This is a genomic window from Paracoccus sp. SY (assembly GCF_002901215.1).
Classification (GTDB): domain Bacteria; phylum Pseudomonadota; class Alphaproteobacteria; order Rhodobacterales; family Rhodobacteraceae; genus Paracoccus; species Paracoccus acridae.
Window position 1 is genome coordinate 1 of sequence record NZ_NWMQ01000042.1, and the last position, 24,253, is coordinate 24,253.

At 56.5% G+C, this 24,253-nt stretch carries 21 protein-coding genes, 1 tRNA gene and 1 pseudogene; 13 read left to right on the top strand and 10 right to left on the bottom strand.

What is annotated here, in order from left to right:
* Nucleotides 1-1,042: 1,042 nt before the first annotated feature.
* Together CK944_RS24380 and CK944_RS23325 are read left to right on the top strand one after the other, a co-directional pair.
* Nucleotides 1,043-1,147, top strand: a pseudogene (locus CK944_RS24380) (IS110 family transposase); the annotation flags it as partial.
* 79 nt (nucleotides 1,148-1,226) lie between these two features.
* Nucleotides 1,227-1,403 (top strand): hypothetical protein, encoded by a 177-nt coding sequence (locus tag CK944_RS23325; protein WP_158248062.1) that lies wholly within the window; start codon nucleotides 1,227-1,229, stop codon nucleotides 1,401-1,403.
* Between the two features lie 151 nt (nucleotides 1,404-1,554).
* On the opposite strand, the gene CK944_RS18420 is transcribed toward CK944_RS23325, so the two are convergent.
* Together CK944_RS18420 and CK944_RS18425 are read right to left on the bottom strand one after the other, a co-directional pair.
* On the bottom strand, nucleotides 1,555-1,845 hold the full coding sequence (locus CK944_RS18420; protein ID WP_103174541.1) for a BrnA antitoxin family protein: 291 nt from the start codon (nucleotides 1,843-1,845) through the stop codon (nucleotides 1,555-1,557).
* Nucleotides 1,842-2,090 carry a BrnT family toxin gene (locus CK944_RS18425; protein WP_103174542.1) on the bottom strand — a complete coding sequence of 83 codons (249 nt, stop codon included), beginning with the start codon at nucleotides 2,088-2,090 and terminating at the stop codon, nucleotides 1,842-1,844. Before CK944_RS18425 ends, CK944_RS18420 begins: the two co-directional genes overlap by 4 nt.
* A 339-nt stretch (nucleotides 2,091-2,429) precedes the next feature.
* Here CK944_RS18425 and CK944_RS18430 point away from each other — a divergent pair, with 339 nt between their 5' ends.
* On the top strand, nucleotides 2,430-2,612 hold the full coding sequence (locus tag CK944_RS18430) for a CsbD family protein (RefSeq protein WP_103174543.1): 183 nt from the start codon (nucleotides 2,430-2,432) through the stop codon (nucleotides 2,610-2,612).
* A gap of 90 nt (nucleotides 2,613-2,702) precedes the next feature.
* On the opposite strand, the gene CK944_RS18435 is transcribed toward CK944_RS18430, so the two are convergent.
* From CK944_RS18435 to ihfB, 3 genes are all read right to left on the bottom strand, one after another.
* Nucleotides 2,703-3,266 (bottom strand): VPLPA-CTERM sorting domain-containing protein, encoded by a 564-nt coding sequence (locus CK944_RS18435; RefSeq protein WP_103174544.1) that lies wholly within the window; start codon nucleotides 3,264-3,266, stop codon nucleotides 2,703-2,705.
* Nucleotides 3,267-3,713: 447 nt separating this feature from the next.
* Complete coding sequence (locus tag CK944_RS18440) at nucleotides 3,714-3,923, bottom strand: BrnA antitoxin family protein (protein WP_103174545.1); 210 nt, start codon at nucleotides 3,921-3,923, stop codon at nucleotides 3,714-3,716.
* 19 nt (nucleotides 3,924-3,942) lie between these two features.
* A complete protein-coding gene (gene ihfB, locus CK944_RS18445; protein ID WP_103174558.1) occupies nucleotides 3,943-4,227 on the bottom strand; it encodes an integration host factor subunit beta in 285 nt (94 codons plus the stop codon).
* Between the two features lie 135 nt (nucleotides 4,228-4,362).
* On the opposite strand from ihfB, the gene CK944_RS18450 reads away from it, so the two are divergent.
* Nucleotides 4,363-4,437, top strand: a tRNA-Pro gene (locus tag CK944_RS18450).
* A gap of 691 nt (nucleotides 4,438-5,128) precedes the next feature.
* Here the strand turns inward: CK944_RS18450 and CK944_RS18455 are convergent.
* The gene (locus CK944_RS18455; protein WP_103174546.1) at nucleotides 5,129-5,401 is read right to left on the bottom strand and encodes a hypothetical protein; all 273 of its coding nucleotides are present in this window, start codon (nucleotides 5,399-5,401) and stop codon (nucleotides 5,129-5,131) included.
* Nucleotides 5,402-5,995: 594 nt separating this feature from the next.
* Between CK944_RS18455 and CK944_RS18460 the strand changes: the two genes are divergently transcribed.
* Nucleotides 5,996-7,639: a transposase gene (locus CK944_RS18460; RefSeq protein WP_103174547.1), complete on the top strand. Its 1,644-nt coding sequence runs from the start codon at nucleotides 5,996-5,998 to the stop codon at nucleotides 7,637-7,639.
* Nucleotides 7,640-7,897: 258 nt separating this feature from the next.
* The gene (locus CK944_RS18465; protein ID WP_146038706.1) at nucleotides 7,898-8,593 is read left to right on the top strand and encodes a hypothetical protein; all 696 of its coding nucleotides are present in this window, start codon (nucleotides 7,898-7,900) and stop codon (nucleotides 8,591-8,593) included.
* A 111-nt stretch (nucleotides 8,594-8,704) separates the two neighbouring features.
* Here the strand turns inward: CK944_RS18465 and CK944_RS23330 are convergent, their stop codons facing one another.
* From CK944_RS23330 to CK944_RS18475, 3 genes are all read right to left on the bottom strand, one after another.
* Complete coding sequence (locus tag CK944_RS23330) at nucleotides 8,705-8,875, bottom strand: hypothetical protein (protein ID WP_158248064.1); 171 nt, start codon at nucleotides 8,873-8,875, stop codon at nucleotides 8,705-8,707.
* A gap of 473 nt (nucleotides 8,876-9,348) precedes the next feature.
* Complete coding sequence (locus CK944_RS18470; RefSeq protein WP_146038707.1) at nucleotides 9,349-9,549, bottom strand: hypothetical protein; 201 nt, start codon at nucleotides 9,547-9,549, stop codon at nucleotides 9,349-9,351.
* A 395-nt stretch (nucleotides 9,550-9,944) separates the two neighbouring features.
* Nucleotides 9,945-10,550 (bottom strand): VPLPA-CTERM sorting domain-containing protein, encoded by a 606-nt coding sequence (locus CK944_RS18475; protein WP_103174550.1) that lies wholly within the window; start codon nucleotides 10,548-10,550, stop codon nucleotides 9,945-9,947.
* Nucleotides 10,551-11,383: 833 nt separating this feature from the next.
* On the opposite strand from CK944_RS18475, the gene ctrA reads away from it, so the two are divergent.
* From ctrA to CK944_RS22975, 3 genes are all read left to right on the top strand, one after another.
* On the top strand, nucleotides 11,384-12,118 hold the full coding sequence (gene ctrA / locus CK944_RS18480) for a response regulator transcription factor CtrA (RefSeq protein ID WP_103174551.1): 735 nt from the start codon (nucleotides 11,384-11,386) through the stop codon (nucleotides 12,116-12,118).
* Nucleotides 12,119-12,255: 137 nt separating this feature from the next.
* Nucleotides 12,256-14,493, top strand: a complete 2,238-nt coding sequence (locus CK944_RS18485) for a PAS domain-containing protein (RefSeq protein ID WP_103174552.1) — start codon at nucleotides 12,256-12,258, stop codon at nucleotides 14,491-14,493.
* A gap of 791 nt (nucleotides 14,494-15,284) precedes the next feature.
* Entirely contained in the window at nucleotides 15,285-16,283 is a 999-nt protein-coding gene (locus tag CK944_RS22975) for a hypothetical protein (RefSeq protein WP_146038708.1), read from the top strand.
* A gap of 493 nt (nucleotides 16,284-16,776) precedes the next feature.
* Here CK944_RS22975 and CK944_RS18490 read toward each other — a convergent pair whose 3' ends face one another.
* Complete coding sequence (locus CK944_RS18490) at nucleotides 16,777-17,703, bottom strand: NAD-dependent epimerase/dehydratase family protein (protein ID WP_103174553.1); 927 nt, start codon at nucleotides 17,701-17,703, stop codon at nucleotides 16,777-16,779.
* Nucleotides 17,704-17,842: 139 nt separating this feature from the next.
* On the opposite strand from CK944_RS18490, the gene CK944_RS18495 reads away from it, so the two are divergent.
* Genes CK944_RS18495 through CK944_RS18510 form a run of 4 tightly spaced genes read left to right on the top strand, consistent with a single transcriptional unit; the run spans nucleotide 17,843 to nucleotide 24,123 of the window.
* A complete protein-coding gene (locus CK944_RS18495) occupies nucleotides 17,843-18,304 on the top strand; it encodes a hypothetical protein (protein WP_103174554.1) in 462 nt (153 codons plus the stop codon).
* Between the two features lie 2 nt (nucleotides 18,305-18,306).
* On the top strand, nucleotides 18,307-20,844 hold the full coding sequence (locus CK944_RS18500) for a rhamnan synthesis F family protein (protein ID WP_103174555.1): 2,538 nt from the start codon (nucleotides 18,307-18,309) through the stop codon (nucleotides 20,842-20,844).
* Nucleotides 20,845-20,847: 3 nt separating this feature from the next.
* Nucleotides 20,848-21,918, top strand: a complete 1,071-nt coding sequence (locus CK944_RS18505; protein ID WP_146038709.1) for a hypothetical protein — start codon at nucleotides 20,848-20,850, stop codon at nucleotides 21,916-21,918.
* Between the two features lie 24 nt (nucleotides 21,919-21,942).
* A complete protein-coding gene (locus CK944_RS18510; RefSeq protein ID WP_103174557.1) occupies nucleotides 21,943-24,123 on the top strand; it encodes a sulfotransferase in 2,181 nt (726 codons plus the stop codon).
* The last annotated feature ends 130 nt before the right edge of the window (nucleotides 24,124-24,253 follow it).

The window sequence follows — 24,253 nt, forward strand, 5'->3', positions numbered from 1 at the left end:
GCGGTCAAAAATCGAGGTGCCCATCAGCGAACATTGAAGAACGTCCGTCATTCCAAAAAGTTCCATAATTGTCACGATATTTCAGTGACTTACAACTTACGGTAGATTTCATGCAGGATGGTTTAGAGGCTGCCCCTCGGAGCAATCTTTACCTAAGGTTAAGCATGTTCCAAGAAAGTCTCTCCTCGGCTCCTGTGAACTGTGCTTAGGTCGCTGTGCAGATGGTCACGGTGGTTTCCTTTTTACTGACACCTGGTGAAGCCCTAGCCCTGCCTCTGTAACCCCCCTCGGTGCTGTAAGTCCGGTTCTCACCGAGGGGGTTCGCTGTCTGTCAGAGGTTGAACAAGGCTCGGCTCGGCTCGGCCCAGCAAAAAACCCCGCCAGGGAAGAGGCGGGGTTTCTTGAAACTGAGCGTTTCGATGCCGCAATTCGCGTCACAAAGTCCAGTGATGCTAAACAACGCCTTTCCGCCCTAAAAGTCCCTGAAGATTTAAATATTTCAGTCATTTACAACTTAAAGGAGACTTTACCCGCAGGTTAGCGTACCGCTGCCCTTCCGAACGTTCTTTGCCTCAGGTTAAGCATGTTCCGAGAAAGCCTCTGCCGGGCTCCTGGAAACTGTGCTTAGGTCGCTGTGTCAGCGCGGCCTTAGGCTTGCTTCATGGGTGCGTGAAGCCCTAAGCCCCGCCTGTAAACCCCTCGGTGATGCTGCGTGTCAGGCCCCCACCGAGGGGTTTCTTTGTCTGCCGGCCGGTTTCTTCCTGCTCCAGATCCTGCACAGGCGGTGCAGTGCCTCTTTCTGCCTTCTTCTTCATTGCTGACGATGTGTTTGACATAGCATCCGAGGAGGGCAGCTTCGGTGTTGCTTGGACATAGCACGCTGACAGGACGGGGCATGAAGCATGAGTGTCAAGGACCCTCTGAACTCGTGGCCCACGAGATCATCCTGATCCGCCGCCAGACTGACCAACCCGAAAAAGAGCGTTGAACCGCCGTCCGCACTCACAACACAGTTTTCGAATGCATTTCTTACGGCAAGCAGGGCCGTGACATGCGGCTGATCCCGCCTGCCTTTGTGAAGCTGTTCGTGAAGCGCCAGAAGAATGATGCCGCTTCTGCATCGGCCCTGGCGCCCGCTACAAACCGACAGCTTTGACGCATTTCTTGAGACGGAACTTGGGTGCGCCAAGGTCTGTTTGATCTTCTAACATTGGAGAAGCCTGCACATGCAAAGCTCGTCACTTCCCATCAACCTGCCCGATGATGTTCGCCGTGGTTTGGACATTGCGGCAGGGGAGGCAGGTAAAACCCCCTCCGAGATTGTCATGGAAGCACTGGAACAGTTCGGGATTGAACGTCTCAGCGAGGATCAGTTTCAAAAGCGCCTGACAGGTTCGCAGTAAAGGTTAGGCGCCAAAGATAAAACAACGTCTGGTTGTACATTTGGACAAGTTGTCGGCCCTGTCAGCTTCCGGCATAACCAACCCATCAGCCGAGCGGCCTTTGTGTTGTGTTACGAGTTCTCGTCGCTCGGCTGGAAAGCTTCTCCCTCGATCACAGCCCGGCGGCATCGCGCAAGGCACGGTTCATCCTGGTCTGCCAGCCAGGGCCGCTGGCCTTGAACCGGGCCACGATATCCTGGTCCAGGCGCAGGGACACGGCGACCTTCGGGTTGTCCGCTTTCGGACGCCCCCCGACGTTCTTGCGCATGGCCTCGGCCAAGGCCGGAAACGTCTCGGTGAACGGCCTTGCCTGAGCGATTTGTTCATCCGTGGCTTCCGGCGCATCTGGGTCGCTGGCGATCATGCGCTGGATCTGATCTTCGGTCAGGTGCTTTCTCGTCATAGCAGGCTCCTTTCCTTCACACTGGCTGGCCGCATGGAGATCACCGAAACCCCTTCGGTTCCTAAGGTGGCGAACACCACGACAATCGTGCCGTCCGCCAATCGGCCTATAGCCATATGCCGACCGTCCCTTGCGGGGACGACAATCGAGGCAAGAAAGAACCCTTCGTCCAGATCGGCAAAATCCAGACCATGCTTGGCGAGGTTCGTTTGCCGCTTCGGTTCATCCCAGACGATCATCAGCATATGTTTTCGTATATACGAAAACATGCTTGCGCGTCAAGCCGCCCAAAGCGAGGCTAGAATTTCATTCATAAGCCATAAGCGTTGCACGTTGGCTGCCGCAGGCAAATATTGCTCGCTCTCCGTTATCGCCCCAGAACGCTGATTTCTTCACCAATTGCCAGAATGGCAGAAGCAAGTCTGATGCTCTTGGGCTTGCCTGTCTGCAAGGAGCAAAGCTCCAGTGGAAGCCAAGCCACGCTATGGCGGAACGCCTTCTCGCGGTCGGATCCTCCTTCCGCAGGAACGATACGGGTCTCGGCGACGTTTTTACAGGGAATGCAATGAAAAGGAGGTTCTCTCATGGGCGAACTGACCGACAAGGCTAAGGCTGCAGGCAACAAGATTGCAGGCAGCATCAAGGATGGCATCGGCGAGGCCACCAACGATCCTCGCCTGGAAGCCGAAGGTGAGGCTCAGAAGGCCAAGGGCACGGCCCAGGATGTGTCCGGCACCATCAAGGGCAAGCTAGGCAACGAGATCTGATCGCCATGTGTCAAAGTAAAGAAAAGGCCCGCACAGCGCGGGCCTTTTCTTATCAACAGCATGACGGGGCGGCTCAGCGCCTGGTTATGATCAGCCGGCATTCCGGCGGCGGCGCAGTGCCGCCAGACCGCCCACACCACCTAGCAACAGCAGGGCCGAGGCAGGAAGTGGGATGGGGGCGGGCGTCGGTTCGTCTGCATAGTAGACCGAAGCATGTGACAGATCACGATCAGTGAGCCAGTCGCCTGCCATCAATTCAGCCGAGTCCAGAAGGAAGGCCCCAAAGGTGTTGCCTGCCTTCAGAACAAACATGACGGGCGAGAAGTTGTCAGGATTGGAGATTTCCCAAAGGCCCGATGTAGTGCCTTCCGAAAACTCCGTGGTGAAGAAGACTGCTCCATCGCCGTCATCCTCGTCACCAGACTTGTCGCCAAGTATCCAGTTGTCGATGCCGAACAAGCCACTGACGGCACCTTCGCTATCATTGGACTCGTCAACACAGACTGCACTGACGCTGGAGCCAGCAGGGACCGTCTGATTGACGGTGAAAGTCGTGGTCTGATCGCCACCGAAACTGCCAGTACAGGTTGCAGCTGAGGCAGCGCCCCCCGCGACTGCCAACACTGCAGCAGCACAAAGAGCTTTAAAGTACATGGTAAATTCCTCTCGATCATTGCATGGCCATGCAGCGCTGTCGGCATGCCGAAACGCCTCACCAGAATAGCCAAAAATCTCATTGCTTCAATAAATGCTTCATTCCCATTTTTTTTCCACCAACAGTTTATGAACTTTACTATGTGCATTATCGCCACGGAATACAAAATTATTGATTTAAAATGTTTTTCATTAATGGCTCAAAGAGGTTAAAGGGTAGGCAGGCATGAGTCATGACAACTTATGCAGGTGTTTATCCAGTCCGTTTCTTGGCGCCGAATAGGATGACAGAGCCAATATATGTGAAGACCCTGCAAAAGATATTTTTGTCTGGTCTTAACAGATCGGGCCAATCATGGAGTTGAGCATAGAGGACCGCGAAGACGATCCCACACCTATTGCCTCCACTTTCATCGCGACAGGATCTGAAAGCTTTCCGTTCTTGAATCACAGCCTGGCAGCATCGCGCAGTGCGCGGCTCATCCGGGTCTGCCAACCAGGCTTGCTGGCCTTGAACCAGGCTACAACGTCCTTCACCAGGAGCAGGAACACGGCAATCTTCGGATTGTCCGCCTTCGGTCGCTCCTCCAATCTTGCGCATGGCCTCGACCTTGCCTGGGCGAATTGCTCATCCCGGGCATAGGCGTGTGTGGGCAGCCTTGTGCTGTATCGGCAGTCAGGCGCGTCCGTTCAACCGATCGCGCAAGAGCTTTCCCGTCTTAAAGAAAGGCACATGTTTTTGGTCCACGTCGACCGCTTCCCCCGTTTTGGGGTTGCGGCCGTTCCGGGCATCACGCTTTTTTACCGAGAAAGCCCCGAAGCCGCGCAGTTCGACCCTGTCGCCGCGCGCCATGGCCTCGATGATCTCCTGGAAAACTGTGTCTACGATCCGCTCGACGTCACGATGAAACAGATGCGGGTTTTCGTCAGCAAGAAGCTCAATCAGTTCGGAACGGATCATCATTCCCCCAGACGGCGTAACGGCTTCATGATGTCGTTCGCCGGACTTGTGACAAAATCTACTTAGGAAAAGGCTCCAGGTTCTATAGCGATGCCAGCGTTGGGATCGCCGCGCAAGAGACGGGTAAATCTATCGCGGGGTGTAGTGCAGCTTGGATAGCACGCCGGCTTTGGGTGCCGGATGCCGCAGGTTCAAGCCCTGCCGCCTGAAGGCAAAACTCCTCTTGGTCGGCCAGACGAGGACAGGCGTTGCTCAGCCGTCATCGGGGATATCGACCAAGCTTCAAGCTTTTCATAAAGAGCGCGGTAGGCCTCATTGTGCTGATAGGCACGCAGGGCGTCCATAATCAAAGCCCACTCTGCAGCTTTCAGTCGCCTTTTAGGATCATAGAAGACGGGGGAAGATTGGTGCTGGCAAGAATGCATTTTCAGCCTTTCTGACAAAAACTCGATGCTCCCAATGGCCTGCTTGAAAAAGCGTATTCAGAAAGCCGAAATCGTTGTGTCAACTACCCGACAGTTGAAGTTGCACCAACTTGCCCTGCAGTTGATTATTGCCAGATTTCCCGCAAGTCCTCTCTCAGGTCCGAACCATCAAGTTCAGATACCGAGCCCGAACTGGAGCACCACTTGCCCAGGCGACTGGAAGCGCGGCAGTTCGTGAACTGATTGATACACTCGGCTGAACGGCGCCTGGTTTGTCACTGTTGCGGCAGTTGGTTCAGCCAGTGCCTATATCGGCAGCCGATATTCATCTGACCACCGGCTCCATGGAATTCTTGAAGCCCTGCTGCTGGTTCAGGTCTCAAGCTTGATCATGACCGCTTCGTGCGAAAAATAGCCACATCATGGTTGCTCCGAGGCTGATGTTCGCACGTCAGGGCGTACGGCAGCGCAGTCAATCAACCCGCCAGCGTTCGCTTCATCGCGATGTCTGTCCAGATCTGTTGCACCGTGATCTCGATCTCATGGGCCATCGCGTCATAGCAGCCATACGCCAGTTTCAGATGGTATGGAGCAGTCACGACCATCGTGTCTAGGTGCTGCTCACCGCGATCAAGGCAGGTGCTTACCCACCAGTAAAGGTGCGCGTTGATGATGTCTTGGCTGGAGGTCTGGCCGCTCTGGCTAGAAAATCTCGAGCCGCTCAAATAGCTGACAGGCGTATTGGTCATCTGTTCTCGCCGTCTTGTTGCCGCCCGATCCACGGGACGACTGTGAAAACTGGGCAGTTCAGAACGTCAATTTACCCGACCCGTCGCTTTCCACCGAAATACGATGGCAGGGTCGCTATATGCATGCTGTGCAAAAACTTCCCTTTTGTCTACTCTTAATTGAGACTGCTCCTCCGAGTGGACCCGAGCATAGCGGACCGCGAAAGCGATCCCATACTGCCTGGTTACGTGCACTATTGCAGCAGGAGCCATCCCACCAACCTCTTCATACAATTTCGTGGCGTTTGATAAAACGGTCGTTTGGGATCGGTTTTATTTTCAAGATCCTTTGCTGCGTTGCTCAAGGCACAAGCTTTAGGTGCAGCAAAATCGGCGGCGAGAGGGATGTGAGGAAGGGCAGGGGAGCGGAAGAAGGTGCGTCCTAAACAGGGCTCTCCAAGGTGCGAAGGTAATCCGCATAATCATACAATTGTGCGCTTTAAGCGGACGAAAGCTAATCGTCGATCGTGCGTTTCATTCTCTTCAGATTGGTAACTGGGGCAGATTGCGGGGCACAGGTGTTGCGTTCGTGATCTGGGTCTGATTCAAAATCGTATGGGCCTGTCATCGGATGATACCTTTGGGACGCTGAGCGCCGACAGTTTGCGTCGGCTCGTCGGGGATCTGTCACGACGGCTGCAATCGCTCGAGGACCAGGTGACCCACCTGGGCGATCAACTCGCGTCAGCCGAGGCGGCCCGGGCCGCCCTGCAAGTCGAGAACCAGGAACTGCGCGATGAGATCGCGCGGCTGAAGAACCTTCCGCCGCGGCCTCCGTTCAAACCCTCCGGCATGGACAAGGTTACCGAACGGGAGGTTCGCAAGAGCGGCGGTCCACGGCGGCGGCGTGGCCCGAAACGCGACAAGGACCGCGTCACGCGCGAAGAGGTTCTGTCTGTGAATGTGGCCTCGGGGTCGCGCTTCAAGGGATATCGAACCATCCCGGTTCGTGACCTGTCGATCTCGGCGGAACTCATCCGCTATCGACGCGAACGCTGGCTGACCCCTGAAGGCAAAAGGGTCATCGCGCCCTTGCCGGAGGGACTGCTCGGCGGCTTTGGCGCCAACCTGCGGCGGTTCTGTCTCGCGCTTCATGCCCAGGGGCAGGTCACGACGGAGCGGCTGACCGCGATCCTGAACGGGATCGGCATGGACATCTCCAAGCGTCAGGTGGTGCGGATCCTGACCTCCGATCTGGATGGGTTTGTGGCGGAGGATCAGGCGATCCTACGGAGCGGCCTGGCCACTGCGCCTTATATCAGCGTGGATGACACAGGCGCCCGTCATGCTCGCCGCGACGGCATCACCACGCAGATCGGCGGCAGCCGGTTCAGCGTGTTCCGCACGGGCCGCTCAAAGTCGCGGCTGAACTTCCTCTCCCTGCTGCGGGCCGGGTGTGAGGATTACATCATCAACGATGCGGCACTCGACTATATGCGCCATCGCAAGGTGGCGCCGGATGTCATCGACAAGCTTGCTGCCCATCCCGAGACCTCATTTGCCTCGCAGATGGCCTGGTATGATCACTTGGTGAGACTGCACCTCGACGTCTTCGACCGCACCCTGGTGCGCGAGATCACCGAGGCAGCCCTCTGGGGCGCGGTGCGCCATCACGGGCTGATGGGCAACACGGTGGTCGTGTCCGACGATGCCGGACAGTTCCGCATTCCCAATCATGCCCTGTGTTGGGTGCATGCAGAACGGCTGCTGCAAAAGCTGATGCCGAAAACACCCGAACAGACGCGCAAGCTGGACAAGGTCCGAGACCAGGTCTGGGCGCTCTACCGCGACCTGAAGCTTTGGAAGCAAAAGCCGTCCGCGAAGGAGGCGCACGACCTAGCCGAGCGTTTCGACGACATCTTCGGGCAGCGCACCCGTTACAAGGAGTTGGGTCAGTTGCTCGCCCGCCTGCACAGGCGAAAGCACGAGCTGCTGAAGGTGCTGGAGCGCCCCGAGATCCCGCTCCACACCAATGGCTCGGAAAACGACCTGCGGGCCTGCGTGACCAAGCGCCGGATCTCGGGCGGCACGATGAGCGCTGATGGCCGCCAGGCACGCGATGTCATGCTCGGGTTGATGAAGACCTGCCGAAAGCTCGGCATCTCCTTCTTTGCCTATCTCGGCGATCGCCTCGGCCTCAGCGGCACTGGAGAGCGCATCCCCCCGCTACCCGATCTGGTGGGCGTGCCACCGACGTAAACTCACATCGCCCCGGAGTCTGCTCCGCTTACGGCCTAAACAATCCAAAGGCTAAGCGCATGGGCTGGCAGGGCCGCTGAATTCTTTGGCATGGCCATGGCCAGCGTGTTCTCCAGAAGCTGCGCATGGCGAGCACTCGGATCCAGCCTGAAAAGCGAAGTCCTTTAACGGCATCTTAAGAGAGTGTCGGTACGTATGAGGGCAGCCTGCGGATGCATTCGGCTGGCGTGCGTGTTCCTTGTAGAAAGTACCCGGTCCATGACCTCTCTTTTGCCCTTGGCCACTGCCCTTGGCGTCGCCGTCCTTGCCGCAAGCCCGGCCGCTTCTTGTGAGCAGGGAGCGTTTGCGCCCTCGACCGAAGAGCATCTCCAGCCGCTTTCGGTCCCGGCGTCCGAGATCGGCGCTTGGCTGACGGCCTCCCCTTATTCCAGCGGCATCCATTTCACGTCCGAGCTGCATGGTCGCGACCTGTGGCTTGACATCACCGACTTCCCGGAGCGCACGCCCGAAGTCGGCTCGATACGGGCGTTGATGCAGCTGGGCCGCGTGGTGGATGCGGATTTCGATCGGCTGGTGCTCGTTGACGGCCAGGAGGCGCTGTTCGTCATCGCCGAGACGGACCTGCGCAGCGTGGGATGCCAGTTCATCTGGCCTGCCAACACGGGAACGAACCCGATCGATCTGATGCGCAGGATGATTGAGGCTCTCCGGGAGGAGAACGGCGGCGGCCCGATCAAGGGCCTTTCGGAGACGGGCTCTGCGGGGACGAGCGTCAACGCCGTGGCCATTGTCGAGGATCATCTCAATGTGGCTTGGGTTGAAAGCGCCCGCCCGGGTGCGACGGCACCCGACATCCCGGACCAGCGTCCGGACCACATGGTCGGGCTTGAAGCACCGCGCGTGCAGGCTTCAGCCATGCCGGCCGGCGAAAGGCTTGCCTTCAACGGCCTGTAAAGGCCGGCCGGAGTTGACGCTCCAAGCTGGAAGCCGAAACACAATCATGGTTTACTATCCTCTGCTGCGGCCCTGAGAGACAGAACCTTGAACGGAACGGTCAAAGACAGGTCATTGGCCCATCAAGACGATCCCGTTGGCTTTCGCCTGACGCTCCAAACGAGCCAGAAGCTTGCGATACTCGGTATTGTGCGAATAGGGACGGATTGCCAAGAGGATCAATCTCCAATCCTCTAAAGAAACGGCGGGACGGAAGGCCACGGTTGGTTCAGAACCGAACATAGGGAACCTGGAGATGAAAACATCATCTTTACTATAACTTTTGGTTGTGGATTAACCAATCTTTTCAGTGGACGGCTTGGCGATTGACGAACTCTTATTTGGCAGAGAGCTTCTGATCACCTGCCCACAAACCGCTTCAGCAGTGAGCCGTGGTCGGCTCGGACATTGAGCGACACGCTTTGGCTCTCCTCATGGTCCAGAACGATATCGAAGGTCTCGTTGGAGGCAGGGGTAATGAACTTCAGATGCCCGGGCGAGCTTTCAAACATACGGGAGGATTTTGTACACCGTCAGTCAGAACCACACGCCTCATGCTAGCCATGCCCTCCATGGAAGCACTCTGCAGGTCGCGTCCTTTTTACCGCGAACTGTAGATTGTTATAGATCACAAGGGGTAAGACCATAAGTCAAGGATGGATCATCCATACACGGCTCAGGCATTGGGGGGATCAGTTGCCGTGTCGCGTGAGGACTCAGGCGGCCGCCAGTTGCCGATCAATATCTTGGTGCAGGTCCTCGAGTTCCGCCATGCTGAGAGAGATGCGGTGCGAAACCTCCTTGGCCTCCTCCTCGGTCAGCGAAAACCGGTCAGCATGAGCACGGCAGAGCAAGAGCGTGGTATGGGCTGAGGCAAGATAGTCCCGAAGCATCGTCGCCGTCATAGTCCTTCGCATGGCTCGTAGTCACTCCTTCGATGGAATCTATAGGCTAATATTTGCCTATAAATATAACTAAAGTGTGAAGAAGGGAACTATCTTCAACCTAAGGTTGCCTGCATGGGGTTCAGAATGGTGTGTCTGTCGCTGTGCAAGCTCAAGTGGTGATAAAAGAACCAATTACAGCTGACATCTGCTGTCTGCCATCGAAGCATGTGCCTCATCGATGAACAGCAGCATGTGGATTGCAGCTCTTGACGAATGAAAGCCAGACCGGATCGCCAAGGGTGAGGGTCCCTTTTCCATGAAAAAGGCCCGCCACGAGGGCGGGCTGGAGTTGGCAGGCAGACAGTTCATCAATGGTGTTGAGCGCTTGCGGTTATCGGGACACGGCGGCGCTGAGCACGGGGGGCTCAGGCGGTGGCGCGCTGACGTCTGGCGCGGAAACCACCCAGCACACCCATACCGCCGAGCAGCAGCAGCGCCGAAGCGGGCAGGGGGACGGGGGCCGGGGTTTTCTCGAGGGTGAACGAGGCACCGGTGGTGGTTTCTGTCCCAAAGCCGAGCTTCAGCGCATCGTTTAGCGTATAGCTCAGCCTGTAGCCGTCCGAGAAATCCACGATGCCCGATCCGGACGTCCAGGCGAGTACTCCGCCCGACACCGAACCGAGCAGCGTGATGAACCCGGCATAGCCAGACGCACTGGTCGAGGCGGGCGAGGGAGAGGAAAAGTTCAGGGTGGCATTCACGCTATACTTGCCGACGCCCGTGGCCCAGCGGCTGGTGGTCAGCACTCGCCAGCCAAAAAGATTAGACAGGTTCGCAGTGTCTCCGACAGTGTTGAGATCAAAGCTACCGCCCTTGATCGAGCCGTCGAGCTTGCAGTCTCCCGGGAAGCATAAATCACCACCCGAGACCGTCACATCACCCGCATCGATAGTGAAGGTGGCAGCGGACGCGATGCTGACGTTGAGCGCCGTCGCAAGGGAAGCAGCGGCAAGGACCTTGCAAAAACTCATGACAAACCTTCAGGTACAAGAGAATGGAAACATGATTGAAAGCTGGCCAGCACGGATGCTGTGAGTTCCCGTCTACAAGCGCTGTTGCCTCTCGTGAATCATGTGTTTTTATTATTTTGGTTAATTTGACCAAAAGAACAGGTCGTTAATCAATTTGTGTCACCCTTTTTTAGGCTTCAGGCCATCGATGCGCCAGTTCTCAGAGGTGGTCGCAGGAATTCGGATCGGCCGAGTTCAAGGCGAAGGTGGCTCTAGCCTGTTGCGAAATGGCTGAAGCAGCACGGTTAAGCCGCACAAGGTGGTCATTATCGCTATCTCACGTAGGCTGATCGCTATCGCAAATACAATGCTGGAAACCGGCGAGACATGGAGCCATCAGGCCAGTCAATAAACACAATTACTTGAAAAGCTCGTCGCGAAGCTTCGGGCCGGGTCGACGTGTTGGCACCACCAGGTCCGTCCCCTACAATGCAGTCCGGTCCCACTCGTCCCTTGGGTGTCGGCCGCCCCACCGGGAACCATCCATTGGCCCTCACGCGATGGTAGGGCACGTCCTTCCAGACAGCGGCATTAGGACCAAGACGCGTCATGCACCAAGATTGACACTGGACAATCCAAGAGGGGCAGACTGCTGATCTCGGGACAAAGCGATTAGCCGAGCGCTATTTGATTTAGCGTAATCAAAGCCGAACACCCGTGAACCTCAGCGAACTGCAGTATCCTACAGAAACATCAGAATGTTTTGCAGAAAATGCAACTCTAAGCTATATTTGTGCATTCATAATCTACAGGTTGTTATTTATGGCCCTGACAAGTTGGAAGAGGACTGGGCAATGCGTATCTTATTGATCGAAGATGATCCCAGAACCGCACGCGCCATTGAACTGATGCTGAGTGCCGCCAGCCACAATGTCTTTCGAACCGACATGGGCGAGGAGGGGATCGACCTCGCCAAGCTCTATGACTACGACCTAATCCTCCTGGATCTGGACTTGCCCGACATGCACGGGATGGAGGTGCTGCGCCACCTGCGCCTGGCGCGTGTCGATACACCGATCCTGATCCTGACCGGCTCTGATGATACCGAAAGCAAGCTGCGGGGCTTTGGCTTCGGCGCCGACGATTACATGACCAAGCCCTTCAACCGCGAGGAATTGCAGGCCCGCATCCAGGCGATCATCCGCCGGTCCAAGGGTCACAGCCAGGCCTTGATCCAAATCGGAGACATTGTCGTCAATCTGGACGCGCAGTCTGTCGAGGTCAAAGGCAAGCCGATCCACCTGACCGGCAAGGAATACCAGATCCTGGAACTGCTCAGCCTGCGCAAGGGTATGACGCTGAGCAAGGAGATGTTCCTGAACCATCTTTACGGCGGCATGGACGAGCCGGAGCTGAAGATCATCGACGTCTTCATCTGCAAGCTGCGCAAGAAACTGTCCGAGGCGCTTGGGGGAGATAACGTGATCGAGACAGTCTGGGGCAGGGGTTACGTCCTGCGCGAGCCCAGTCCTTCCGATAGCATGTCCAGGCTGCCTCTCCGAGGCAAGACGGGAAGCCGACGAGGATGAGCCGGTATAAGCTTTTGCAGCGCGCTCGAAATGCATCTGGCAGTTGAAGTAACGCAACTTTAAGAGAAGAGTAATTTCTGCTGGATGGGTGACCCATTCGGACATCCCTTAAAATCGAAGCAGATGAGCGCCCAAAAATGGATCAGTATGACGAGCTACGCCTCTTGCAGGGAGCATGCGCGGCTAGTCAGACGGGTGCTTGGTACTATCGTATTGGCGAGGACGTCGTTGAATGGACCCAGCTTCTTTATGACCTGTTCGCTGTGTCTGAAGGATCAGAGCTGACACTGGAGTTTGCCCTTTCCTTCTATCTTGGCGACAGCAGGCAAAGGGTTGTGGATGCCGTCAAGAGCTGCCTGAACGAAGGCAAGCCATGGAAGCTCGACGTGCAGTGCCAATCGACAGAGGGGCGTATCTTCTGGGCCCGGACCATCGGAGAGGCCATTCAGGAGAACGGCCGCATCGTTGCCTTGCAAGGCGCGTTTCAGGACATCACACGCGAACGGGCAGCGATTGACGAGGGTCTGCGTGCACAGGCGGAACAGTCCTTTGTCCTGCGAACGATGCCCGAAGGTTTCTTTCTGCTCGATACCAACTGGCGCTTCACCTTTGTAAACGCGGCCGCCGGGGATTTGCTCCGCCGCGATCCGACAGAACTCGTTGGTGAGAACATCTGGGTTGAATTCCCGCAAGCATGCGGCACGATCTTTGAAGACACTTACAGAGCCGTTCGGGAAACGGGAATTTCCCGAACCTTCCAAGCCTACTTCGCGCCTCTGGAAGCATGGTTCGAGGTGAGTGCACACCCTGCACAAACCGGTGTCGCGGTCCACTTTCGCAACGTGACGCGTGAAGTGGGCGAACAGCGTGATCTGCGCCTGTTTCGAGCTGCCATTGACGCCATGACATCCGGTACAATCATGCTGGAACAGCGACCGGGTGACATGAACTCCTGGCCCGTCGTGTACGCAAACGCATCTGCTTGCCGACTTTGGAACTCGGAGGAGAGAGTTCTAAGGGGAATGACCCTCCACGACTTGTTTGCTCAAGCAATATGCTCTCCTGATCTGGGGCAGATCGAGGAAGATCTTGTCAATTCTGAGTCGTGCAACTTCGAGGCGCAGCGCCCTTCTTCTTCAGGACGCCAGAAAATCCTCGACTGCGTGGCAGTGCCTTTGCCGGGTCATGGCACCGAATATGGCCATGCCGTCATCCTCATGGATGACGTCACGGAGCAAAGGAGGGTGCAGGACGAGCGTCACCGCAGTGAGCGGCTGGCACTGGTAGGACAGATGGCAGGAGGCGTAAGCCACGACTTCAACAACCTTCTCGCGGTCATTCTGGGCAACGTGGAGCTTCTGGAGCTTACGACTGATCCCAGCGAGGCTAGGATCCTGATCTCGGAGGCTCGGGACGCGGTCATGCGGGGAAAATCCCTGAACGACAGCCTGCTCGCCTTCGCGGGAAAGTCGAAACTGACACCCCAGACTGCAGACTTGGGGATGTTCCTGCAGTCGGTGGCACCCTTTGTCCGCCGTGCCGTTCCGTCCCGCATCAAGCTCGAATTGAATGTGGATGAAAACCTGCCGCCAGTTCTGATAGACACTGCCATGGCAGAAAGCTGTCTTCTGAATGTGGCCATCAACGCACGCGAGGCTATCGAGGGGACAGGCACGATCCGCCTTACGCTGGATGCGGTCGGATGTCCGCATCCAAGCAGGGGGGAACCTCAAACCTGGGTGCGGTTATCGGTGCAGGATACAGGCTGCGGCATCCCGCAACAGATGCAGGAGCAGGTGTTCGAGCCGTTCTTCACGACCCGTTCTGTGGGTCAGGGCTCGGGCTTGGGCCTTTCGCGTGTCCGTGGCTACCTTGAGCAGATTGGTGGTTTTGTGACACTTGTAAGCGCGGTGGAACAAGGCACCACAGTCGCCATGTATTTTCCTGTCGCGCCCGTTGATACCCGGTTCGCAGAACCCACGGACCAGCCTATCGTGGCCTCCCCCAAAAAAAGACTCAAGGCTCTTGTCGTTGATGACACACTGGCTGTGGCGCGCGTTGTCGCACGGATGCTGACCTCTTTGGGATGCGAGACTCTGATCGCGTCCAACGGCAAGGAGGCTCGCGAGATCATCGACCGCGAGACTGGCTTGGACCTGTTGATCAGCGACGTGGTCATGCCCGGCGAGTCCGGATTCGATCTTGCTCGCGCAATCTCCCGCACATACCCGAACATGCGCATTGCGCTGATGTCCGGCTATACCCAGGATGAGATCCGGGCGGACGGTGGTTCAGACGCCATTGCCTTTCTGGCCAAGCCGGTCAGTCGGGTGCAACTGCAGACACTTCTGGAATCAACTCGGAAGTCTGGGTGATCTGAATGCGGAAAACTGGATCACTTGAAACGTTAGTCTTTTGCGCAATCTGCTTTTGCTTTACTCGCTGCAGGAAGTCTGCTGTGTCGCTTGCGTCATGATCCTTGAAGGTGCAGCGATGTCTTGCTGCCCCTGAGATTATTCTAATATTTATTGCTCCGATTAAGGGTTAAGCGTCGCCAGACCTTTGCAATCGGCCAGAAGATGAACCACCCCGCAGCCGCCCAGATGGCTGCGAGGAATGCGGCGGTCAAGGATCGTTTCAGAAGTGGCACTGGGTTCAGGTTCAGGAGCAAGTTGATAAGTTTATTGGACCAGAGGTCGCGCCCACCTTTGCAGCTAATTCCTAAATTTTTACCAACGCGATCAAACTTCTGTTTGCAAACGCCTTAAAGTTGCATCATTTGTAATCACAGGCGGCTACAGGCACTCGACCCACGTCTCGCAACCCCCGGCGCCACGATACGCCGGGGGATACAACTTCGTCTTGGATCATGGTTAATATGTGTTAACGTGATGCTGTCCCCACGACATCGGACAGTGGTCACGATTAGCACCCCGCCGCTTGTGCGGGGCTTTTCGTTCTGGCGCTAAGCCGCCCCCGCCAGACGGCCTTTCTCATAAAATGGCCCGCTAAGGAGACAGGCCGTCACTGTCCGATTTCCGTGGAGCAGCTCATTATTCTTCCGAGTGGGATGGTCAGTTGCTGGCACGCCTGCACAGGCAAAAGGGCGAACTGATCTAGCTATAACCATCATCGCAACTGCAGTGGTCCGCAACCTTGCGTAGAGATGAAGGCGTTGTTATCAGCCAAGGCGGTATATCATTGCCTTTCCGCTTTGGAGTTTCTCATGCAGCAAATTTCACCGAGCGCTTTGCAGCAGAACGAATTGTCTATGCTGCCTCTTCCCGTAGGGATGATGTCACCAGATCGTTCAACCTGCGTCGGTCGAAATGGTCATCTTTTCTTGCTGGGAGGTACGAACAACCTAGAGGAGCAATATGGCAAGGCAGACGATGATCCGCAGATTATAGATGGCAGCGCTGCCTGGGTGGAGCTTCTAGAGCGTCGGGCCGATTTACTCTATAGCCTTGGATGCAATTATCTCCAGATGATCATTCCGGAAAAGACTAGCGTGCTAGCACATTGGGTTCCTTTTGATATCAACCCACCGTCAAGCATGTATCGCAAGCTGATTGAGCGGGTGTCAGGGATAGAGCGGCTTAGAGCCCGAACCTTGGATGTCTATGCGCTTTTTAAGACACTTGAGCACCGTGACGAATGCTATCGTAAGCTCGACTCGCATTTTTCAGTCTTGGGAGCTCGATCCGTGGCCGTTGCTTCGCTAGATGTTCTCAATTTGGCCGCTGACATTCCAAGCGACATAAGCCGATCAAGATTTCTTCATGCAGACCTCGGCCCAAAGCTGCACCCCGAAATGAAGGGCGAGAATACCTTTACGCTGGAGGCTGATAGTGAAGCGAAGTTTTCTAGCGGATTAATATCCCAAGCTCCTATCCTACCTCCTGACGGAAGGCATGTTGGGATTAAGCGAGTATTTACCCGAAACGATGCTCCAATTCAGAAGAAAGCAATTGCGTATGCAAATTCTTTCTTTGAAAGAGGATATTCGCCTGCCGGACTTACATGGTGGTTTGCGCGGTTATTCCGTGAGTTCCACTTTGTCTGGTCTCCTGAATTGGATGAAGCTTACATAAAGCGGCATCGTCCTGACGTTGTTATTGCTCAAACTATTGAGAGATTTTTGCCAAGAGTTCCCGCGGCCTAGTACTGACGCTAATTGCCGTTTTTGGCTGCTGGCTTGCTGCGCCTTAACAATGACCACTACAAGCCTGCCTCGCGCGGCTTTTTCGTGCCTGGCTGCCTCACGCGGCCGAGTGACCGCACCTATTCGGCGGCGGTCAAAGGTTGAGGCTGTGCCATAGGAGTGGTGTAGCTGGTGCTGATCGTCACTTTATTGTTCACCGAGCTATGCGGAGAAATTGGTGGCGGGGTTTGAGAGCCGGCGTATCGTGGCGGGTGTCGAAGCCTGCCAGAACTTCCAAAAGGAACAATACGGAGAAATTTATCGGATCAGGAAAGATGTAGTGGCAGTAAGGTATGTCGCGTGCTGCACACCATTCAGGGCATGTCCGGAGGTTCGTTTTCAGGTTCTCCACTGCGCTTGGCATGGTTAGGTGCCAAACCTCATTCCACGCACGTCATGAGCGCCCCCGTCAGCAACAACCGCGCCATGCGGGTTTCGGTGATGTGATCGGGGATCATGCCGTTACGAGTTGCTGTGCCTGCACCCAGTTCCATGCGTCGGCAACACCGTCGCGAAGCGCGATTTGAGGAGCCCAATTAAAGTTCTGGCGCGCCTTGCTGATGTCCAGAACCACGCGTGGGACGTCAAAGGCCCGACCAGGCTTGAAGACGGGCTGGATATCACGGCCTACTGCCTGAGAAATGCAGCGGACGATGTCTAGAACAGATGCGCCTTCGCCGCTGCCGGCGTTGAAGCATCCGCAGGTGTCGCTCTCTAGGGCCTTAACGCACAGCGCCGCCATGTCTCGGACATGAATGAAATCACGCACCACGCTGCCGTCGCCCCAAACCTCGATTGTCTCGCCGCGCGACAAACGCCACAGATAGGTGCCAATAATGCCCTGCACGCCAGTATGGCCTTGGCGGGGTCCGTAGGGATTAGAGGCGCGCAGGATCACGTGCCGCAGCCCGTGCATCCGGTGTTCCATGTAGAGATATTTCTCGATAGCGACCTTGACGATGCCATAGGAACTGATCGGGTTTAAGGGATGCTGCTCTGCCACGGGGTCGGTCCGGGGCACGCCGTAAACCGTTCCGCCCGAAGACAGATAGATCAACTGCCGCACCCCTGCCATACGCATGGCTTCCAGCAGCCTGACAGTGGCGATAAGGTTTTTGCGAATATCGGCCTCTGGATCGAGGTTCGAGGTGGCGGGCACCGTCGCGCTGGCAAGATGGATCACTCCGTCCATGCCGTTGATTGCCTCGTATGTTTGCGCACTGTCGGACAGATCGCCCATGACGTACTCAACCTGAGGCAGAGCACCGCGAAATCGCTCCGGCATGCGATCCAGCACACGAACAGTGTGACCGGATTTCAGCAGGTTGTCCACGACATGGGAGCCGATAAACCCGCATCCTCCAATAACAAGAACCTTCAAAGGTCATTTCCTTGTATTATCCGTCCTGACCGCAGGATCTCTGGAAACGGCACGGGTGGATTGCAATGGCTGTGAGCACATGCGATGGCCTTTGCATAATTCTTTGACTAACACAACCTGAAGGATGCACTGGCACCACATGCTTGTCCTGACGCAATCGGCCCTTGATCCTTATGCGACAGTTCCCGAATGGGATGGGCCGCGGATCATCGTCCGCCCGGCCGCCCGTTTGGGTGATATCAGAATGCCCGAAGGAATGATCGTTGCCGAATACCTGCAGCCTCCGGCATCCGTGACACAGATCTTGTGCGATCTAACGCGCTGGCTGCGCCCGCGACTGGCTGAAAACACCGCCCCGCTGCTGTTTCTTGATCGCCCCACTGACATGTCCGAGATACGCAGCCTTGCTGCGCGTGGCCGCAGTTATCCGGGTGACGTCGCAACCGTGTGGGACGGCGACCGGCTGGTCATGCTAACGTTGGGAGAGGCGATTGCCGAAAGCCCACTGCTGCCCGAGTTCTTTGACATTTTGCGCGAGCGCGGCGTACCCGATGACGCGACAATGACTCGCCTTTTGGGCGAAACCTTCGACTGGACGTGACGATGATCGATCTCGGCAACATATGGCGCAGGCATGCTGCGACTGCTGGAGTTTTGCAGAAACGCCCCGATTTCCGCTTAGACCCTGTCTTTTACGCCCAACAGGCTGCCATCCCCGTGGATCAAGCCCAGGCGCATCGTGCAGCCTCGGATCTGGATCTACCGGGCAACTTTTATACCCAGCTTCGCCGCCATGCACCCCAGATCGATGCTGTGCTGACAGGGTTAATTTGCGACACGGAACTGCTTGAAGCCATCGAGGCTGAGGTGGAGGGCGCGCTGGAATTGGCCTTTGAACTGATCAAACTGGGCGCGCCGGTCGATGAACGGATCTCGGATTTCTCGATCCAAGGTTATCTCGACCATTACCAAGACATCGCTCAGGCAGGAGTCGATCCGCTCGGACACTATCTTTTGAATGGGGCGGCCGAAGGCCGTCGGACCATTTCCGACGTGCGCCGTAACCAGCATGCAGGAAAGATCCCCTATGCCCCGGATCGCCCGACGTGCCTGATCGCGGTGCACGAGATGTCGCGCACCGGCGCCCCGATCGTCGGCCGCGATTTGGCGCGCGAGGCGGCGCGCACCCACAATATCATCATCGCCGCTTCGTGTGACGGCGAGTTGCTCGACGACTTCCGCGCTACTGCCTGCGAGGTGGTGGTCACGTCGCAGCCGCTGCAGGAGTTCCGCTTTTTCCGTGGCGAGGTTTTCAATCGAATTGATTTTGCTATTATCAATTCGGTCGAGACGTTCGGGTTTGTTCCTTTGCTAGTCGCACACGACATCCCGTTTGCGGCCTATCTGCACGAATACGCAGATTACACGTTTCCGGCTTACAAATCGACGTTTATAGCATTGTTTGGCGATCTGCTGGTGTTTTCGTCCGATCACGTGCGTGATTCGTGGGCTGGACGGCTGGCGGATGTAGAATTTAATACCACACGCGACAGCACTATTATCCCACAGCGTCCAGTCCTACAGGAGGCGGTGACTGCTGAACGGATGGCCGAGGCACGCCGCAAGCTGTCTGCAATAGTTGGACGCGACCTGACGCAAGTCCGGCTCGTCTGCGGCGCTGGGCTACTGCAATGGCGCAAGGGAACCGACATCTTCGTTATGGCGTCCCAGATTGCTCGCCAGCGAGATCCCGATTGTGTCTTCTTGTGGATCGGGGACGGCCTGAACGCCGAAGAACTGAGCTTCGGTGCATGGATGAATTATCACCTGCGTCAGGTTGGAGCAAACAATCCCGCTGGAAACCTGTTCTTCCTTCCTGCTGGGCCGGCCTATCTTGACGTTATAGCGGGTTCAGATGCGATGTTCTTGTCATCGCGACTGGACCCGCTGCCGAATGTGGTGTTCGACGCCGTGCGGCTTGGCTGTCAGGTAGTCCTGTTCGAGGGTGGGTCCGGCTTTGGAGACGCGCGTTATGTCGATCAGGGCGCCTTTACCGCAGTCGACTACGCCAATCCGGCTGCCGCAGTGGATGCGTTACTAGCATTGCCCCGCAAGACCGCCACACTTGAACAACCCGCGTTGGAGCAAGACAATCTTTTCCAAACACTTGTCGATGCGTTGCACAATCGGCTAGCGACGCAGGACTACTTTGTGCGGGGCGAAAGCGATTTCGATTTGCCGGTACTGTTCTCGACCGAGGATCGCCACCGGCCATATCGCATCCTAGAACGCGAAAAGATGCTTCGCTATCGCCGCCGGATGGTCTGGCGTGATGTGGACGAAGCGCGTAAGGCGCTAGCCGTGTCGGACAACTGGGTTCACAAGACCTGCCGGATTACTCACTATGCTACGGCCGAACGAGATGGGCTGCCATCCTTTTCCGTCCATATCCACGCCCATTATACTGATGAATTAGCTGCCGATCTGGCCACGCGCCGCGTTCTCCAGCTTGCTCGACGCATTGTTGTGACAACCGATACAACTCGGAAGGCGGCCGAAATCGAGTCCATTGCGGCGGCCCAGGGTATCCGCGCCGAAACCGTTGTCATGCCCAACCGAGGGCGCGACATCCTGCCCTTCATGAACCTGTTTTCTTCTGGCGGCATTGCGGGTGAGGACGAGATTTGGTGTCATATCCATCAGAAGAAATCCCTGACATCTGCTAAAGGCGGCGACATCTGGCGGCGTTTCCTTTTGCGAATCCTCCTAGGCGAAGGCGATGAAATTTCCTCGGCTTTGTCGCTGATCGGTCAGCCCGGCACGGGCCTTGTCGCCCCGTTCGAGCCTCATTACGTGTCTTGGGCACGTTCGCGCGACCTGCTGCCCCGGCTTGAGGGTCGTTTGCCAGGCCCATTGCCCGAAAACCCGCTTGTTTTCCCTGTAGGCAATATGTTCTGGACCCGCGCCTCCGTTGTGCGCGCCATGAACGATCTTTTCGGCCCAGATTACCTGTGGCCAAACGAGCCAATTGCCAATGACGGCACTGAATACCACCTGATCGAACGCCTATGGCCCGCCATGGCCGCGCAATGCGAGCTGGAGTCGGTGTTCGTGCATAAGCCTGATGAAAGAAGGGTATAAGTCGTGCAAGTTATCGTTCATGTGGGAATGCACAAGACCGGATCGACCGCCATCCAGAACCACTTTGCCACTATGCGGTACGATGAACTGGGGTATTGCCCTTGGGAGACGCCTAACCACTGCGGCTTGTTCATCCTTCTATTTCAGGACGAAGACAAACTGGCTCAATACCATGGGTTCCGGGCGCGGGGCGAAGCCTTTATCTGCGAGCTTCCACGCTTGCGCGCAGAATGGACAGCCAGGCTGGAACAGTATCTGACTACCACTGCTAACAAGAAAATCATTTTTTCGGCCGAGGATATTTCATGGCCTGGCTTTCATGACGCTACTCGTCGGATGATCCAGTTCTTCAGCAGGTTCACTGACAATATCAAGATCGTGGGCTATGTACGTCCTCCTCATTCATTTGCAGTCAGTGCTTTTCAACAATATCTGAAGGATGGCGGATTAAAAGATCTAGCAGTGCAGCGGTTGTGGCCTGCATACAAAGGACGATTTGAACAGTTCGATGCTCTTGTTGGGGCGGAGCGTGTCTTTTTACGGATCTATGAACGGTCAATACTCGTCAACCAGAATATTATTTCGGATTTTTCATCTCTAATTGGATTGAATATTGCACCCGCCTTTGATTCCGACGCAAACGAAACGCTGACTGCGGAAGCAGTTGCTTTATTGTTTGCGCAACGCCATCTAGGTGAAGGCTATCCGACAGGGTTCAATACTGCACAGCGCGACAATAACGACTTCATTGCCTTGCTAGCGCGCATCGGTTCGCAAAGATTGTGTTTTGCACCCGATTTGTGGCAACCCATCGAGGAGCTTCATGCCGAGGATCTTACTTGGATCAACCAACGGCTGCAGACAGAGTTGCAGAACTATGAGACATCCACCGGTATTGAGATCGCGTCTTCTGACGATCTGCTTTTGCTAGCGCAGCAAAACTATCATTTGCTGCGAGATGCTTTTGTTGAACATCTGTTCCCGGTCGAAAAACCTTCGGTTAAACGTATGGTCAAAAGCCTTGATTTTATGCGCAAACATATCCCTGATATCAAGGCCTTCCAGACTGTTTAGGCTCTTTCTATTTAAAGATTTTGTATGACCCAAACGCGCGCTGTTTCGAACAAGCCAACCCGCCCCGGACTGATCGTCCTGGGAATGCACCGCTCGGGCACCTCGGCCTTGGCAGGTGTTCTGGGGCACATGGGCATGGGCCTGCCACATGATCTGATGCCCGCCGAGGAAATGAATGCTCGTGGATTCTTTGAATCCAATGTCATCACGACCCTGGACGAGGAACTGCTGGCATCAGCGGGGATGACCTGGTGGGCGCCGCAGCGGTTTCCGCGCGACTGGCTAAAGTCGGATGCGGCCTATGCGTTCGCCGCACGCGCCCATGCCGCGCTTGATGCCGAATACGGTGAGGTTGGGCCTTTCGTGATGAAGGACCCGCGGCTGTGCCGCCTGATGCCTTTTTGGCTGCCTGTGCTGCATGAGGCGAGATGCCGACCCCTGATGGTGCTGACCTATCGCCATCCCGACGAGGTCTCCGCCTCGCTGAACCGCTGGGCCGGCTATGACCGTGACTATGCGGTGCTGCTGTGGCTGCGCCACGTTCTGGACGCCGAGGCAGATACACGGGGCGAGGCACGCTGCTTTACCAACTATGAGGCGCTTCTGACCGACTGGCGCACAACTGTCACAGCTATTGGTGATAGGCTAGGACTCGACTGGCCGCGGGACGTTGATACTGCGGCAGCACAGGTTCAAGCATTCCTCAGCAGGGAGCTTCAGCATTTCGACCGCACCGGGAGCTCAGAGTTCAAACTGCCAGACTGGGTTTCCAGCACGCTTGAGATCATGGATCGCTGGGCGCGCGACGGCGAGCAGGAGGAGGATCACGCGGTTCTGGATGCATTGCGCAGAGATCTGGACCGCGCTTCGCAGACATTCCTGCCGATGGCCCGCAAGACGCAGGCCCTAACCAACGAAACCCGCCACCTGCGCGATCGTATCCGGGACACGAACGCCGAGTGCCAGCGCCTGCAGGCCGACCTGATTGGGGCCCGGAACAGTAACGAAGTATTGGATACGCAATTGCGCGCTGCGCTGAACACCAATGCGGAAAATACGCAATCCATCGCCACGAACGAATCGCGCGTTGCCACCCTTGCAACAGAGTTGCAGAACGCCCGGCAGGCCGAAGCGCAGGCTCGGAAGCAGATCGAGGTTTTGACACGCCAGGGCAGTGAAGCAGATGCCGCCAGCCATGCCGCGATGGAAAGGCACGCCTGTGAGGTGACGGAGCTGCAGGCCGCCGCGGGCATCCGCCAGGCCCTGCTGGACGAGGTTCAGGCCGCGCTTGTGCAACTGCAAAAGGAGCACGAGGCATTGGGAACTGAAGCCGCCAGCAGTCGCGATGCCCTGGACAGCATCACACGCGAAGCGGACGATCTGCGCGAAAAGCTGGCCAATCTTCAGGCTGCGTTCGACAGTGCCGAAGCCGCTCTTGCGCAACTGCGCGAGGATCACGAGGCCCTTGGTATCGAGGCTGCAGATAATCAAAATGCCCTAGCCATGGCTCGCAGCGCGTTGGAACAGCGCAGCCACGAAAATGATGAGCTTTACGCTCAGGTGGCGAGACAGAAAGCCTCAATCGAGCAAGGAGAGGCAGCTTTGCAGCGGCTGCAAGCCAAGCACAAGATAACAACCGAACACCTGGCGCGGGCATCCGGCCGGCTGAATCGGATGACGGCCCGAATGGCTGTCCGGATGCGAGCGAATGTGACGCAGCGCTTAGCCGACATGACAGCGCCCCTGCCTGGCCCCACGATTCGCGAGCAAGAGCTTGAAGCGGAGTTGGCGGTGCTGCACCGACAGATGCAGGCACAAGTGACCGAGCTTCGGAACCATCAAGCGCAACTAGCAGAGCACAACAACGAGCGGGTGATATTGCACCAGCAATTAGAAGATGAACGCAGTGCTTCAAGCGCGCTGCGAATACAGGCAAATGCATTCCGCGAGCAAGAGCTTGAAGCGGAGTTGGCGGTGCTGCACCGACAGATGCAGGCACAACTGGCCGAGCTTCGGAACCATCAGGCGCAAATAGCAGAACACAACAACGAGCGGGTGATATTGCACCAGCAATTAGAAGATGAACGCAGTGCTTCAAGCGCGCTGCGAATACAGGTAAATGCATTGATGGAAAGTACTTCTTGGCGTGTAACTGGCCCCATGCGCCGTGTCTCAAGCCTGATGAGACGCGTGCGTGGGAAGTAAAGTACACCTGCCTCGGTTTGTGGCCCCCGATGCTATAGACGACCCTCAGGGCGGTCCACCCTCTCCTTCAGGGGAGAGGTTTCGCCATAGCCGCGTTCTCGCAGCGTGCGTTGGCCCTGAACGCCACGGC